The organism is Pseudomonas sp. WHRI 8519 (genome assembly GCF_040224055.2).
Classification (GTDB): domain Bacteria; phylum Pseudomonadota; class Gammaproteobacteria; order Pseudomonadales; family Pseudomonadaceae; genus Aquipseudomonas; species Aquipseudomonas putida_X.
In genome coordinates, this window is sequence record NZ_CP167996.1 from 4192231 (window position 1) to 4206766 (window position 14536).

The 14536-nt window shown below is 61.5% G+C and carries 16 protein-coding genes; 2 read left to right on the forward strand and 14 right to left on the reverse strand.

Features of this window, described 5'->3' with window-relative positions; all coding sequences use genetic code 11:
• Window position 1 precedes the first annotated feature (1 nt).
• Complete coding sequence (gene sdhD / locus ABRP30_RS19225; protein WP_003254214.1) at window positions 2–370, reverse strand: succinate dehydrogenase, hydrophobic membrane anchor protein; 369 nt, start codon at window positions 368–370, stop codon at window positions 2–4.
• The gene (gene sdhC, locus ABRP30_RS19230; protein WP_012315350.1) at window positions 364–750 is read right to left on the reverse strand and encodes a succinate dehydrogenase, cytochrome b556 subunit; all 387 of its coding nucleotides are present in this window, start codon (window positions 748–750) and stop codon (window positions 364–366) included. The genes sdhD and sdhC overlap by 7 nt, the downstream gene beginning before the upstream one ends.
• Window positions 751–1102: 352 nt before the next feature.
• Here sdhC and gltA point away from each other — a divergent pair, with 352 nt between their 5' ends.
• On the forward strand, window positions 1103–2392 hold the full coding sequence (gene gltA / locus ABRP30_RS19235) for a citrate synthase (protein WP_241807051.1): 1290 nt from the start codon (window positions 1103–1105) through the stop codon (window positions 2390–2392).
• 226 nt (window positions 2393–2618) lie between these two features.
• Here gltA and ABRP30_RS19240 read toward each other — a convergent pair whose 3' ends face one another.
• From ABRP30_RS19240 to ABRP30_RS19280, 9 genes are all read right to left on the reverse strand, one after another.
• Complete coding sequence (locus ABRP30_RS19240) at window positions 2619–3224, reverse strand: START domain-containing protein (RefSeq protein WP_267824035.1); 606 nt, start codon at window positions 3222–3224, stop codon at window positions 2619–2621.
• 34 nt (window positions 3225–3258) lie between these two features.
• Window positions 3259–3513 (reverse strand): YkgJ family cysteine cluster protein, encoded by a 255-nt coding sequence (locus ABRP30_RS19245; RefSeq protein ID WP_267817439.1) that lies wholly within the window; start codon window positions 3511–3513, stop codon window positions 3259–3261.
• Window positions 3514–3634: 121 nt separating this feature from the next.
• Complete coding sequence (locus ABRP30_RS19250) at window positions 3635–4096, reverse strand: hypothetical protein (RefSeq protein ID WP_349976311.1); 462 nt, start codon at window positions 4094–4096, stop codon at window positions 3635–3637.
• 63 nt (window positions 4097–4159) lie between these two features.
• Window positions 4160–5602: a PLP-dependent aminotransferase family protein gene (locus ABRP30_RS19255; protein WP_241804444.1), complete on the reverse strand. Its 1443-nt coding sequence runs from the start codon at window positions 5600–5602 to the stop codon at window positions 4160–4162.
• Window positions 5603–5786: 184 nt separating this feature from the next.
• On the reverse strand, window positions 5787–6599 hold the full coding sequence (locus tag ABRP30_RS19260) for an OmpA family protein (RefSeq protein ID WP_241804445.1): 813 nt from the start codon (window positions 6597–6599) through the stop codon (window positions 5787–5789).
• Window positions 6596–6949, reverse strand: coding sequence for a DUF4398 domain-containing protein (locus tag ABRP30_RS19265; RefSeq protein WP_349976310.1), 354 nt, complete (start codon window positions 6947–6949; stop codon window positions 6596–6598). The genes ABRP30_RS19260 and ABRP30_RS19265 overlap by 4 nt, the downstream gene beginning before the upstream one ends.
• 9 nt (window positions 6950–6958) lie before the next feature.
• Entirely contained in the window at window positions 6959–7780 is an 822-nt protein-coding gene (locus ABRP30_RS19270; RefSeq protein ID WP_267817449.1) for an ABC transporter substrate-binding protein, read from the reverse strand.
• A 76-nt stretch (window positions 7781–7856) separates the two neighbouring features.
• Window positions 7857–8801, reverse strand: a complete 945-nt coding sequence (locus ABRP30_RS19275; protein WP_267817451.1) for an electron transfer flavoprotein subunit alpha/FixB family protein — start codon at window positions 8799–8801, stop codon at window positions 7857–7859.
• Entirely contained in the window at window positions 8802–9551 is a 750-nt protein-coding gene (locus ABRP30_RS19280) for an electron transfer flavoprotein subunit beta/FixA family protein (RefSeq protein ID WP_012315360.1), read from the reverse strand.
• A 556-nt stretch (window positions 9552–10107) separates the two neighbouring features.
• On the opposite strand from ABRP30_RS19280, the gene ABRP30_RS19285 reads away from it, so the two are divergent.
• Window positions 10108–11772, forward strand: coding sequence for an electron transfer flavoprotein-ubiquinone oxidoreductase (locus tag ABRP30_RS19285; protein WP_349976309.1), 1665 nt, complete (start codon window positions 10108–10110; stop codon window positions 11770–11772).
• A gap of 90 nt (window positions 11773–11862) precedes the next feature.
• Here ABRP30_RS19285 and ABRP30_RS19290 read toward each other — a convergent pair whose 3' ends face one another.
• The 3 genes from ABRP30_RS19290 to ABRP30_RS19300 all read right to left on the reverse strand — a co-directional run bounded on the left by ABRP30_RS19290 (window position 11863) and on the right by ABRP30_RS19300 (window position 14387).
• The gene (locus tag ABRP30_RS19290) at window positions 11863–13188 is read right to left on the reverse strand and encodes an MFS transporter (protein WP_349976308.1); all 1326 of its coding nucleotides are present in this window, start codon (window positions 13186–13188) and stop codon (window positions 11863–11865) included.
• Window positions 13189–13259: 71 nt separating this feature from the next.
• Complete coding sequence (locus ABRP30_RS19295; RefSeq protein WP_349976307.1) at window positions 13260–13739, reverse strand: histidine kinase; 480 nt, start codon at window positions 13737–13739, stop codon at window positions 13260–13262.
• 171 nt (window positions 13740–13910) lie between these two features.
• A complete protein-coding gene (locus ABRP30_RS19300; RefSeq protein ID WP_241804453.1) occupies window positions 13911–14387 on the reverse strand; it encodes a sigma-70 family RNA polymerase sigma factor in 477 nt (158 codons plus the stop codon).
• Window positions 14388–14536 lie beyond the last annotated feature (149 nt).

Below are 14536 nucleotides of genomic sequence, written 5' to 3' on the forward strand. Positions count from 1 at the left end.
ATCAGATACCCCAGAGAATCTGCACACCCCAGACGAAGTAAGCGAACATCGCAACGCCGCATACCGCCTGGAACAGGAAACGAATCGCAGTTGCCGACTTGCCGAACGACATTGGCGTCAGGTAGTCGGTTGCAATGGTCCACATGCCGACCCAGGCGTGAGCGCCCAGGGCAACGAGGGCCAGCAGACTGAAGATCCGCATCGCGTTGTTGGAGAACAGACCATGCCACTGGGTGTAGTCGATGCCTGGGTGGGCGACCACGTAGCCGATCAGGAAGAGAAAGTAAGCCGCGAGAACGACCGCCGAGACGCGCTGCGCCATCCAGTCATAGAGGCCCGAACGCGACAGGTTCGTGACATTGGTTACCATACCCAAACTCCCACCAGAACGATCAGCACCACGGAGATGACGATCACGATTTTCGAGCCCAGCTTGCCGCCTTCCAGCGTCTCACCGATGCCCATGTCCATGATCAGGTGACGCACACCTGCCACGAGGTGATAAAGCAGGGCGGATAGCAGGCCCCAGGTCACGAACTTGGCCAGCGGGCTGGTCAGACACGCCTTCACCTCACCGAAGCCTTCCTCGGAACCCAGCGATTTGCCCAGTGCATAAAGCATGATGGCAAGGCCGAGGAACAGGATGACGCCGGAGATACGGTGCAGGATGGACGTGTACGCTGTGACGGGGAGCTTGATGGTCCTTAGGTCTAGGTTTACAGGTCGTTGGCTTTTCACGGCTTTTTTCACACTGAAGAGCCCCTAGCGAATCAGGGCAAAGTTGTTGGTAAGTGTACTGGTCAGGTACCCACCACCCAGGGAACGGCGACCCCCAGCAGTTCGGGCTTGCAAGCCCCTGGCGGTCGGGTGCCGAGTATAGACAGTTAGGCTGCTTATGACAACGTGACGGGGTAGCCCAAATAGCGCATTGCCTTTAGCGAGCAAAAGGCGTAAATGGGCGAGAATTTCGCGAAAAATCAGGCCTCAGAGCGGGTTTCAACCAGCCTTTAGGCAAATTGACATTCGAATTTACTTCTCTATAGTGGTGCGGGCCCTGCGTGGGGGGTCTGTCTGATGATTTCAAGCATTAATAGGAGGCCACATGGCTGACAAAAAAGCGCAGTTGGTCATCGAGGGCGCTGCCCCCGTCGAGCTGCCCATTTTAACCGGCACCGTTGGTCCTGATGTAATCGACGTCCGCGGGTTGGGGGCCACTGGTCACTTCACCTTCGACCCTGGTTTCATGGCGACCGCTTCGTGCGAGTCGAAGATCACCTATATCGACGGCGACAAGGGCGTGCTGCTGCACCGCGGCTACCCCATCGAACAGCTCGCCGAGCAATCGGACTACCTGGAAACCTGCTACCTGCTGCTCAACGGCGAACTGCCCAATGCCGAGCAGAAGGCCCAGTTCGTCAGCACCGTCAAGAACCACACCATGGTTCATGAGCAGCTGAAGTCCTTCTTCAACGGTTTCCGCCGCGACGCCCACCCGATGGCCGTGATGTGCGGCGTGGTCGGCGCCCTGTCGGCGTTCTACCACGACTCCCTGGACATCAATAACCCGCAACACCGCGAAATTTCCGCGGTGCGCCTGGTCGCCAAGATGCCGACCCTGGCCGCGATGGTTTACAAGTACTCCATGGGCCAGCCGATGATGTACCCGCGCAACGACCTGTCGTACGCGGAAAACTTCCTGCACATGATGTTCAACACCCCGTGCGAGATCAAACCGATCAGCCCGGTGCTGGCCAAGGCCATGGACAAGATCTTCATCCTCCATGCCGATCACGAGCAGAACGCCTCCACCTCCACCGTCCGCCTGGCTGGCTCTTCGGGTGCCAACCCGTTCGCCTGTATCGCCGCCGGTATCGCTGCACTGTGGGGCCCTGCCCACGGCGGTGCGAACGAAGCCGTGCTGACCATGCTCGATGAAATTGGCGATGTCTCGAACATCGACAAGTACATCGCCAAGGCCAAGGACAAGAACGACCCGTTCAAGCTGATGGGCTTCGGTCACCGCGTTTACAAGAACCGCGACCCGCGCGCCACCGTGATGAAGAAAACCTGCGACGAAGTCCTGGGCGAACTCGGCATCAAGAACGACCCGCAGCTGGAATTGGCGATGCGCCTGGAAGAGATCGCCCTGACCGATCCGTACTTCATCGAGCGCTCGCTGTACCCGAACGTCGACTTCTACTCGGGCATCATCCTGAAGGCGATCGGCATTCCAACCAGCATGTTCACCGTGATCTTCGCCCTGGCACGTACCGTGGGCTGGATCTCGCACTGGAAAGAAATGCTCTCCAGCCCGTACAAGATTGGCCGCCCGCGCCAGCTGTACACCGGCGAGCAGCAGCGTGACATCGTTGAGCTGAAAGACCGCAAGTAAGCCAAGGTTTTGGGGCCGCCTTGCGGCCCATCGCCGGCAAGCCGGCTCCCACAGGGATTGCGCCAGCTTTTAAAAGTTGGGCAAGACAGTTGTTCCCGCAGGGGGCATTTGGCTGTACCTGTGGGAGCCGGCTTGCCGGCGATGGGCTGCGTAGCAGCCCCAAACACTACCTGATTGCCATTAGCCCTCAAGCAGCCTTTTCATTTCACCCCCTCCTGCACCGGCCTTAATTCTTCTCAGCCCGCTCGCGCAAGCTTTTCAGGGTATTGAACGGCGCATCCACCACGAACTTGTTGGCCACCATGGCCGGCACACTGCCACCCGGCTCGGTGTGCACCTGATAGGTCACTTCTGTACTGCCGCCCTTGGGCACCAATTTCCAGAAGCCTTCGACTTTCGCCACCCTTACGAAGCCCTTCTCTTCAGGGATATAAGACGGCTCACCTTTGAGGTTACGCGTCAGGCTGCCATCCGCGCCTTTGACGGTAGTGACCAGCAATACCGAATCGCGCGGCGTTACCGGCCACGGCGTATTGAACTGGGTGTAGGTCCAGCTCTGATCACCTTCGTGCTTGAGCAACTTCTGCGACTTGCACTCGTGAATCCACGCACAAGCCCCGGCCACATCCTCCTGCAGCGCCTCGACCTTGGCCAGCGGCGCCTTGATCACGGTGACACCGCGATAGGCCTTGTACTTGGAGCCCGGCACTTCGCTGAGGGACACCGTGATGCCCTCCTCGTCCTTGGCCACCTGCCAGTTTTCCGCCCAGGCGGCAGGCGCCAGCAGGACACCCATGCCACACAGCAGTGCAATACGCTTGAACGATCTCATCATCTTTATCCTTGTTGTCGAAGATCCAGCTTTGTCACGCCGCCGTCATCTGCTCCCACCAACCGAGAATCCTGATTGCCTCGTCGCGATCATGGCCGCACACCTCGACATCCGCCTTGAACCCACCACAGACCGCCGGCCGCTCGGGCATGCCGAACAGGTCGCAAAGGTTGTCGACGGTCAGGTGCAGGCAGCGCACGCCAGCCGGCTTGCCATCTGGCATGCGGGGCATGGCTGAAGTGATGGACGGGGCGATGCAGCAGGCACCGCAACCCTCACGGCATTTCATACAATCAGGACTCCCTGGAACAAAACGGGACGAACGTCCCCGGATACTAACCGCTCAAACATACGTTTGAAATTGCTGGCCCGATGAAATCTGTAGTGACCCAGCAGTCAGTTGCGCCCGACTACTGACGGAACTCAAAGTCGATGGCCGCCCCTTCCACATCACGGCGACTGTCGTTGCGCATCTGCAATTGCATTTCGTTGCTGATCAACCGCCCATTGAGCTGAAACGGGCTATCGTCGTTGTGAGGCTTTTCGGTGAACATGGCCGGCAGCAAAGGTTTGCGCCGGGTAGCAGCGCTGCCGACATCAGGCTCGAGCTCGTTGACCATGTCGGCCGGCAAGCTGAGGTCGAGCTTTGCCCTGGGCACCGGTTTGGCCACAGCTTTGCTCACTGGCTTGCGCGGTACCTTGCGCTTGGCTTTGGGCTTGGGCTTGGGCTTGGCAGACTGCTTGGCCGATGCCTTTTCAGCCGCCGCGCCCTGATGCGCCGATGCGGCAGGCTGCGCCGCCTGGGCAAGGCCACAAGGCGCCCAGAGCGGCGCGAGGCAAAAAATCAGGGCAACGCTACGCAACAGTTTCATGGACATCGGCTGGCAGGCTGGAAATGTGCGTATGCTCTCCGTTCCGACCGCACCTGGCAAGCGTTACACAAGCGCAGTTACAGACTCCCTGCACAATTGCTGGGCGAGCATACCCAGTGTCATCACCGCCCGTTCGGCTTCCTTGTTCCACGGAATGCCACAGTTGAGCCGGATGCAGTGGTTGAACTGCTCGGTATTACTGAAGATAAGCCCGGGGGCGATACTGATCCCCTGCTCCAGCGCACGCACATGCAGCTCTTGAGTATTGACCCGTCCCGGCAGGCTGACCCACAGAATGAAGCCCCCCGTGGGCCGGGTCATCTGCGTACCCTCAGGGAAGTGCTGCTGCACCGCCAACTGGTAGGCACTGAGGTTCTTGCGGTACTCCTGACGGATATAGCGCAGGTGGCGATCATAGCCGCCGTTCTCCAGATAAGCCGCCACCCCCATCTGCGTGACACTGCATGCCGAGTGAGTGGTGAAGGTCTGCAGCCGCTGGATTTCCTCCTGGTATCGCCCCGCCACCATCCAGCCGACGCGCACGCCGGGTGACAAGGTCTTGGAAAAGCTCGAGCAGTAGATCACACGATCCAGCCGGTCGAATGCCTTGAGCGCTTTGGTCTTGCCCTGCTCGAACATCAACTCGCCATAGATGTCGTCCTCGACGATCTGGATGTCGAAGTCCGAAGCCAGGCGCAACAACTGCTTCTGCCGCTCTTCGGGAATCGTGCCGCCGAGCGGGTTGCTCAGGCGCGTGGTCAGCACCAGCGCCTTGATCGACCATTGATTGGCCGCCAGTTGCAGCGCCTCCAGACTGATCCCGGTGGACGGGTCGCTGGGGATCTCGATCACCTTCAGCCCGAGCAAATCAGCCAGCTGCAGCAGGCCGTAATAGGTGGGCGACTCGGCAGCGATCAGGTCCCCCGGGCGGGTCAGCACGCGCAACGACATCTGAAGGGCATCGACACAGCCATGGGTGACGATCACTTCACTGGGATCGACCAGCACACCCGCATCGCGCATGCGGATCGCAATCTGCCGACGCAACGGCTCGAAGCCTGGGCTGAACATGTAGCTGAAAGCTCGCGGGCTGTGAAAGCGCGTGACCTTGGCGATCTGCTGATGCAAGGCGCGCACCGGCAGGTAGTCGACATGGGGAACGGCGGCACCGAACGCGAACACGCCATCACGACGCGCCTCGGTCAATACCTGCTGGATGATGCTCGCGCGGGTGACCAGGCCGGGGCGCTCGACCCTGGCAATGTCAGGCGTCTGCGCAGTCAACGCCGGGGTCTGGTGCACGTAGTAGCCCGACTGCGGGCGAGCGCGGATCAGCCCTTGGTCTTCGAGATTGGCATAGGCCTGCAGCACCGTGGCATGGCTGACGTTGAGCTGGGCGCTCATCTTGCGCACGGACGGCACGCGCTCGCCTGGCTGGTAGACACCACGGCGGATGTCATCGGCCAGTTGCTGGGCGATACGCTGATACAGCAGCAGGTTGGTCATGGCGATATCTCGACGCGCGGACGGGCTCATTGTTCTTGTGCGACTCACTTACGGTAGAGGATACCGTAACAGTTGCAAAGTGTACTGGGACAGATTGCACAATAGTCGACATTACAGTGGCGTGGCCGCTATCGAAAGGGTTAGCCAGCGCGCCTCTTCGCCAGCCACGAAGAGGCGCCAGCGGTCAGCGTGCCGGGGCCAGCCTTCCTTTGTCATCGGAGAAGACGATTTCCACCCGGCGGTTCTGCGCCCTGCCGCGCTCCGAGGCATTGGCCTCGATCGGGTACTGGTCGCCATACCCTTCAACCTGCAGACGCTTTTCGTCGACACCCAGGTCGACCAGCATGTCGGCCACGGCCTGCGCCCGGTCGCGCGACAGCTTGAGGTTATCTTCCGGCGCGCCGGTGTTGTCGGCGTAGCCCTCGATCCGCACCACCCGGCGCGGGTTGAGCTGAAGGAACTGGACCAATTTGAGCACCGTGCGGCTGGCCGAATTCTTGAGGTCCGCACGACCGGTATCGAACAGGACATCGCCGAGGGTCATCACCAGCCCGCGATCGGCCTGCTGCGAGGCCAACGCGGCGATCTGCGCTTCAACCCATTCACCCTGCTGCTGCACGCTGGCCAACTTGGCCTCGCGCAAGGCCAGCTGCAGGCGCTGGCGCTCAAGGTCGAGCTTGGCCAAACGCTCCTGGTTCAGCGCCAACTTCGCGTGCTCACCGGCGATTTCGCTGTAACGCTGGCTCAGATACGCATAGTGGCGCACGTCGCTGCCGGTGCCGATGTAGCTGGACAGGCGCTCGGCGCGGGCCAGCGATTCACCAGCCCGGATCACATCACGTGGTGCGCTGCGCAGTACAGCGGAGTCATCCTTGACCTTCTGAAAGGCCACGGAGGCATCGTCCAGCGCCGCGGCACTGCGCTGACTGGCGCACCCCTGCAGGCCGCCAGCCAGTGCCAGCAATGCCAGCGCCGCCATCGGTTTGAAGCACTTCATGGCTGCATCTCCAGTTGCTTGCGCAAGCGCTTGACCCGCGACTGCAATACGTCGAGCTGCTCCTCACTCTTCTGGTTAAGTACCCGCGCCTCGGCCAGACGGGCATCGAGCTCGGCCTGCTCGGCACGCATACGGGCGTCGCGGTAGTCTTCGGTCAGCATGTCGCTCTTGGCGCGGGCGAGCTTGTCTTCGGCAAGCTTCAACTCCTCGACCTGGTCGGTGGCGCCGACCGCCCTGGCCTGTTCCAGCGCCTGCTCGGAAATACGCATCTGTTCATTGGGCGCCGGGTCGTTGGCGCAGCCGGCCAGGCCGAGCATGGCCACGGCAAGGATCAGTGATTGGGTTCTCACGCACTCTTCCTACTGTTTGGGGGCGTCCGCCTGCACATCCATCTGCGCTTTCCAGCGCTCGACATTACGTTGCAGCACGGCTTCAGACGCACCGGAGATCGGCAATTCTGTCAGCTTTTTTGCCAGTTGCCCACGCAACCAGGTGTCATTGCATGCCGAGTTGTGCGACACGGCCAAAAACAGCCCGGGCCGGTCGACCGGCAGGCCGCGGGCGATCAGGTCATTGCTCATGCCCAGGCTTTGGGTCATGGCCATGCCCGCGTAGCGCCCAGCCAGTACGTAATCCACCTGGCCCAGCACCAGCTTCTGGAAGGCCTGGGTCAGGTTCTGCGCCGGCACCAGGTTCAACTGCGCCTTGGCGAAGGCGCTGAAAGCCGGGGTCAGGCGGGCACGCTCCGACAGGCTACCCTGGTACCTGGCAAGATCCGCCGGGCCGTTGAATTCCACTTCAGCATCATGGCGCGTCCAGACCAGGTATTCATTGAGCTGCAATGGCGGGTGGATGTAGTCCAGGGCAGTCAACTGCTCCACCTGCAGGGGGGTGTCGAGCAACACATCCATGCGCCCACTGCGCACCTCTTCCAGCGCCTGGTCACGCCTGCCGGCATTGAGGACTTCCACTTTCAACCCCAATTCCCCGGCCACCTGGCGCAACAGATCGACATTGGCGCCGATCAGGTGTTTCGGGTCCTTCGGGTCTTGCCAGGAGTAAGGGGGCGCATCCGGGCTGCCGGTCGCCACCAGCCGCTCACACTTGCCAGCCGCCATCGCCAGCGGTGAAAGCATCGCCATCGTGCACACCAGCACCTTGCCTGCTTCACGCAACGCCATCCTTCACTCCTTGCCCGCATAAAAAAACCCGGCCCTCGTGAAAGGGCCGGGCTTCTTTATAAGTGAAGCAGGCGGATCAGACCAGCTTTTCCAGCTCCGGAACCGCTTCGAACAGGTCAGCGACCAAGCCGTAGTCAGCCACCTGGAAGATCGGCGCCTCTTCGTCCTTGTTGATCGCAACGATCACTTTGGAGTCTTTCATGCCGGCCAGGTGCTGGATCGCGCCGGAAATACCGACGGCGATGTACAGCTGCGGTGCAACGATCTTGCCGGTCTGACCGACCTGCATGTCGTTGGGCACGAAGCCTGCGTCAACCGCAGCGCGCGAGGCACCCACGGCAGCGCCAAGCTTGTCGGCCAGGCTGTACAGGTGCTTGAAGTTGTCACCGTTGCCCATGCCGCGGCCGCCGGAAACGACGATCTTGGCAGCGGTCAGCTCTGGGCGGTCGGACTTGGCCAGCTCTTCGCCGACAAAGGCGGAAATACCCGCATCGTGCGCAGCGCCTACAGCTTCAACAGTTGCAGAGCCACCTTCGGCGGCCACAGCGTCGAAGCCGGTGGTACGCACGGTGATCACTTTCACAGCAGCGCTCGATTGCACAGTGGCAATGGCGTTACCGGCATAGATCGGGCGCTTGAAGGTGTCGGCGGATTCAACCGAAATGATCTCGGAGATCTGGTCGACGTCCAGCAGCGCGGCAACGCGCGGCAGGATGTTCTTACCGTTGGTGGTGGCCGGGGCCAGCACGTGGCTGTAGCCGTTGGCCCCGCCTTGTTCAACAAGAGCAACGATCAGCGGCGCGACGTTTTCTGGCAAGACGTGGGCATAGGCTGCGTTGTCAGCAACCAGCACCTTGCCAACACCCGCGATCTTGGCAGCGGATTCAGCGATACCACCGACGTTCTGGCCGGCGACCAGCACGTGCACATCACCACCGATCTTGGCGGCTGCGGCGACAGTGTTCAGGGTGGACGGGGCTACGGCACCGTTCTCGTATTCAGCGACAACCAGGATAGTCATTTAGATTACCTTCGCTTCGTTCTTCAGCTTCTCGACCAGTTCGGCCACCGACTTGACCTTGATACCCGCGCTGCGGGCAGCAGGCGCTTCGACTTTCAGGGTCTTGTTGGTGGAGGCGAGCGATACGCCCAGCGCGTCTGGAGTCAGGGTCTCCAGTGGCTTCTTCTTGGCCTTCATGATGTTCGGCAGCGACGCGTAGCGCGGCTCGTTCAGGCGCAGGTCGGTGGTGACGATCGCTGGCAGGTTCAGCGCTACGGTCTGCAGGCCGCCATCGATTTCACGGGTGACGTTCAGCTTGTCGCCAGCCACTTCAACCTTGGAGGCGAAGGTACCTTGGGCGTAGCCGGTCAGCGCGGCCAGCATCTGGCCGGTCTGGTTGTTGTCACTGTCGATGGCCTGCTTGCCGAGGATCACCAGCTGCGGCTGCTCTTTGTCGACAACGGCTTTGAGCGCCTTGGCCACGGCCAGGGAGTTCAGTTCGTCGGCAGCTTCGACCAGGATGGCACGATCGGCGCCCAGGGCCAGGGCAGTACGCAACTGCTCCTGAGCGGTGGTCGGGCCGACGGAGACGACGACGATCTCGCTTGCCACGCCCTTCTCTTTCAGGCGCACAGCTTCTTCCACGGCGATTTCGCAGAAGGGGTTCATGGACATCTTGACGTTTGCAAGGTCGACGCCGGAGTTGTCCGCTTTGACGCGAACCTTGACGTTGTAGTCGACCACTCGTTTGACAGCTACAAGAACCTTCATGGATTCCTCGTTACTCTCCGGTGAATAGATAGTCGCCTGGGGCTAAGCCCGGCGATGCGCGTGGGTACAAGGGCACCTCTGAAAACGATACGCGCGGTGCAATCTTCACGGTGACCAATCAGTCCAGTTGAGACTCTTGCGGCAAATACCCGCGGGTCATTTCCTGTGGTGGCGTGTAAACTCCACTACAAACCGTGTTTTGGCCCGAAAGCCTTACCCCACACCTGGTTTTTAGAGGTGTACCTGCGCCCGGCGTTAAGCCTACGGCGAACGTAAAACCGCTCGTATCTTGACCGCAACACCCAATCCGGTCAATACGGCAAATCGGTCACCCTCCAGCCGCGCTCCTTTGATTTTACTGGCCTGCGGCAAATTCAAACAAACGTTTGTATTGGACCCGCCAAGTGGTGTAGATATAATGCGCGGCCAAGACAAAACGGTGTAGTTCATCCTCTGTGACGCTACAGCTCCGCTCCCGTGAAGCGCGGCGCGCATGATCACCCCACACCCATAAGACAAAGCAACAGCACCAGCCTTGATGAGTAGGAGAGAACCAGTGGAACGCGAATACATGGAATTCGACGTGGTCATCGTCGGCGCTGGCCCGGCGGGCCTGTCAGCCGCCTGCCGCCTGAAGCAGAAGGCCGCCGAAGCCGGTAGCGAGATCAGCGTCTGCGTGGTCGAGAAAGGCTCCGAAGTCGGCGCCCACATCCTCTCCGGCGCGGTGTTCGAACCCCGCGCCCTGAACGAGCTGTTCCCCGACTGGAAGGACCTCGGCGCGCCGCTGAACACCGAAGTGAAGCGTGACGACATCTATGTGCTCAAGGATGCCGGCAACTCGACCAAGGTCCCTGACCTGTTCGTGCCCAAGACCATGCACAACCAGGGCAACTACATCATCTCGCTGGGCAACCTGTGCCGCTGGCTGGCCCAGCAGGCCGAAAACCTGGGCGTGGAGATCTACCCCGGCTTCGCCGCCCAGGAAGCGCTGTTCGATGAAAACGGCGTGGTCCGCGGCATCGTCACCGGCGACCTCGGTGTCGACCGTGAGGGCAACCCGAAGGACGGCCTGTACACCCCAGGCATGGAACTGCGTGCCAAGTACACCTTGTTCGCCGAAGGTTGCCGTGGCCATATCGGCAAGCAGCTGATCAAGCGTTTCAACCTCGACAGCGAGGCCGACGTTCAGCACTACGGCATCGGCCTGAAGGAAATCTGGGAAATCGACCCGGCCAAGCACGAACAAGGCCTGGTGGTACATACCGCCGGCTGGCCGCTCGACGTGATGAGCGCTGAAAACACCGGCGGCTCGTTCCTCTATCACCTGGAAAACAACCAGGTGGTGGTCGGCCTGATCGTCGACCTGTCCTACAGCAACGCTTACCTGTCGCCTTTCGACGAATTCCAGCGCCTCAAGCACCACCCGGTGATGAAGCAGTACCTCGAAGGCGGCAAGCGCATCAGCTACGGCGCCCGCGCCATCTGCAAGGGCGGCCTGAACTCGCTGCCGAAGATGGTGTTCAACGGTGGCGCGCTGATCGGTTGCGACCTGGGCACCCTGAACTTCGCCAAGATCAAGGGCAGCCACACCGCCATGAAATCCGGCATGCTCGCCGCCGAGGCAGTGGCTGACGCACTGGCTGCCGGCCGCGAGGGCGGCGACCTGCTCGACGGCTACGTCAGCGCGTTCAAGGCCAGCTGGCTGTACGAAGAACTGTTCGCCAGCCGCAACTTCGGCCCTGCCCTGCACAAGTTCGGCCCGCTGCTCGGTGGTGCGTTCAACTATGTCGACCAGAACTGGTTCGGTGGCAAGCTGCCATTCACCCTGCACGACACCAAGCCGGACTACGCCTGCCTTAAGCTTGCGGCCGATTCGAAAAAGATCGACTACCCCAAACCCGACGGCAAGCTCAGCTTCGACAAGCTCAGCTCGGTATTCCTCTCCAGCACCAACCACGAAGAGGAGCAACCCTGCCACCTGAAGCTGACCGACCCAAGCATTCCGATCGCCAGCAACCTGCCGCTGTACGACGAACCCGCTCAGCGTTACTGCCCGGCAGGCGTGTACGAAGTGGTCAGCCAGGAAGACGGCAGCAAGCGCTTCCAGATCAACGCGCAGAACTGCGTGCACTGCAAGACCTGCGACATCAAGGACCCGGCCCAGAACATCACCTGGGTTACCCCTGAAGGCGCCGGTGGGCCGAACTACCCGAACATGTAAGCCCGCCCTTGCAGCAAGCAAAAGCCCCCTGGCCTCACGGCCCGGGGGCTTTTTCGTTCAGGCTTGCAGCGCCTATCGGGCGTTAGCCGTTCATTTGTCGACGCACATGAGCGGCATGGGCTCGGCCGTGAATGCCAAAGGTTCCCGGCGGCCAAAGTAGAGGGCCGTGAGCAGCCCCACCGCGCCCATGAGCAGGCAAAAGCCAACGCACACCCACGGGCTCCACGGCATCAACGCGATCAACGCCAACGGCGTGGTACTGGCCCACAAGGCATAGGCCACATTGTAGGTGAAGGAAATACCCGACACCCGGATCTGCGCCGGGAACAGCCCGACCATTACCGACGGCACCACCCCCACCACACCACAGCACAGCCCGGCCAACGCGTAAGCCAGCCACGTCATGCCCCACTGCCCCACCAGGCTCGCATACAAGGCAGCGATACCCAGCGGCAGCAGCGCGCTGTAGATCATCAGCGCCCGCCAGGCGCCCAGGCGATCGACCAGCAGCCCGGCGAGCACACAACCGATATTGAGAAAGACGATGCCTACGCTGCTCAGGGCGAAGGTGTGCGCGGCGGTCATGCCGAAGCGCTGCTGCATGACTGTCGGCGTGATCACCACCAGCACCACCACCGCCGAGGTCAGCACGCAGGTCAGCAGCGCAGCCGGGATCAACGCCCCACGGTGCTCGCCCAGCACCCGTCGCAGCGGGAACTTCACCGGCTGCTCCTTGCGCTCGCGCAAGGCCAGAAACACCGGGGTTTCACTCAGCCAACGGCGCAACCACACGCCGATCACACCAAATACCCCGCCGAGCAGGAACGGGTAACGCCAGGCGTAATCGAGAATTTCCTCGGCGGTAAACACCTGAGCCAACAGTGTCGCGGTCAGTGCCCCCAGCAAATAGCCAAAGGTCAACCCGGCCTGCAGGAAGCCCAGGGCGTAACCCCGCCGCCCTTGCGGTGCGTGTTCGGCAACGAATGTCCAGGCACTGGGCACCTCGCCACCGACCGCAGCCCCCTGCAGTATGCGCAGCGCCAGCAAGACCAGCGGCGCCGCGTAACCGATCTCGGCATAGGTCGGCATCACCCCGATCAGCAGGCACGGCAGCGCCATCATCAGAATGCTCAGGCTGAATACCCGCTTGCGGCCCAGGTGGTCGGCGAAGTGCGCCATGACGATGCCGCCCAGCGGCCGCGCCAGGTAGCCGGTGACGAAAATCCCGAAGCTTTGCAGCAGGCGCAGCCACTCAGGCATTTCAGGCGGGAAGAACAGCTGGCTGAGGGTCAGGGCGAAGAACACGAAGATGATGAAATCATAGATTTCCAGCGCGCCGCCCAGGGCCGCCAGGCCCAGGGTCTGGTGGTCGCCGCGGCTGAACCGGGGCGGGCGAGCGGTATCGATGGCAGTCATGGCACAGGTCCGCAGATCGGCAAAGGGCAAGAGGATAACAAATACCCGCTGCCTTGCCCTGCCCGCTGCGGCTATCGGCTGAAGACCGTGTGGGCGAAGTTCCTGCGCGGGTAGGCCGGCGGCCCACTGTTGGATAGGCCGGACGGCAAGGCCAGCTTGCCGATCACCACCGGCGCATCGATCAGCGCCATGAACGACTCAAGGGCCTCGTTGTCCGGCACCTGCGGCAGGCTCACACTCACCGCTTGGCGCTCGCTCGGCGGCACACTCGGGACCTTCAGGTGCCGCGAGTGGTACAGCAAGGCATGCTGAATCTGCGTGCTCACCCGGCAGAAGCGCGCCAGGTCGACACCCGCATGGCTGGCCAGCTCGAAATTGCCCAGCAGCAGGTTGAACGGCTCCAGCGCGCACTGTACCAGGCGCTGCAGTTCGTCGAAGGAGCCCACCGGGGCAATCCGGTAATAGCCCAGGCCATTGAGCAGCCTTTCCAGCTGCAGGCGCTGGGACGGGTGCTCGTCGGCAATCAGGATGCGCAGGGTCTTGTTGGTCATTGTCGGACCTGGGCAGTCAGGTGAATAGGGACACGCTCCCTGACCAAACAGCGCCAGTGACAGGCAACCACCAGGGCGGCGCCTGGCGGGGTCAATTTAGATAGTTGTCTTGAAACAGTTAGAAATCAAGTTGCCAGCACACAGAATTTTCACCGGTGCACTACCTTTTTTTCAGGATTCCCACTGGCGCATGCGCACCCGGCAATGCTTCATGGCGTTGACGATGTGCTTTTCCACCAGGCTGCGCGAGATGCCCAGGTGCTCGGCGATCTGCTGATGCGACAGGCCTTCGAGCTTGCGCAATAGGAAGCTGTCACGGCAGGGCTGGCTCAATTCATCGAGTGCCTTCTGCATCAGCGCCAGGCGCTGGTCCAACTGCATGGTCTGGGTAGGCGCCGGGCTGTGCCAGCGTTCGTCCAGGTCCAGCACTTCCAGCGGTTCGGACTGGCGCAGCAGGTGGCGGCGATGACGGTCGATCACCAGGTTCAGCGCCGTGCGGTAAAGGAACGCGCGCGGATGCTCGATCTGCTGCGTACCGGTGCGTTCGAGCACCCGCAGATAGGCATCGTGAGCCACATCTTCAGCCGCCTGGCGGCTGCCCAGGCGCGCAGAGAGGAAGCTCACCAATTCGCGATAGTAGTGTTCCACGACGGCACCTGGTGTACGTCCTGACAGGCTCGGACAGGGTCATGTGATATCAGCGTGGGATCTTACAAATTATAATGATTCTCAGCAACTGTCCTTCCCCCTGCGCCAGCGCAGCTAAATCCGCCCCGCGCGCCTTCGTTTAACTGGCA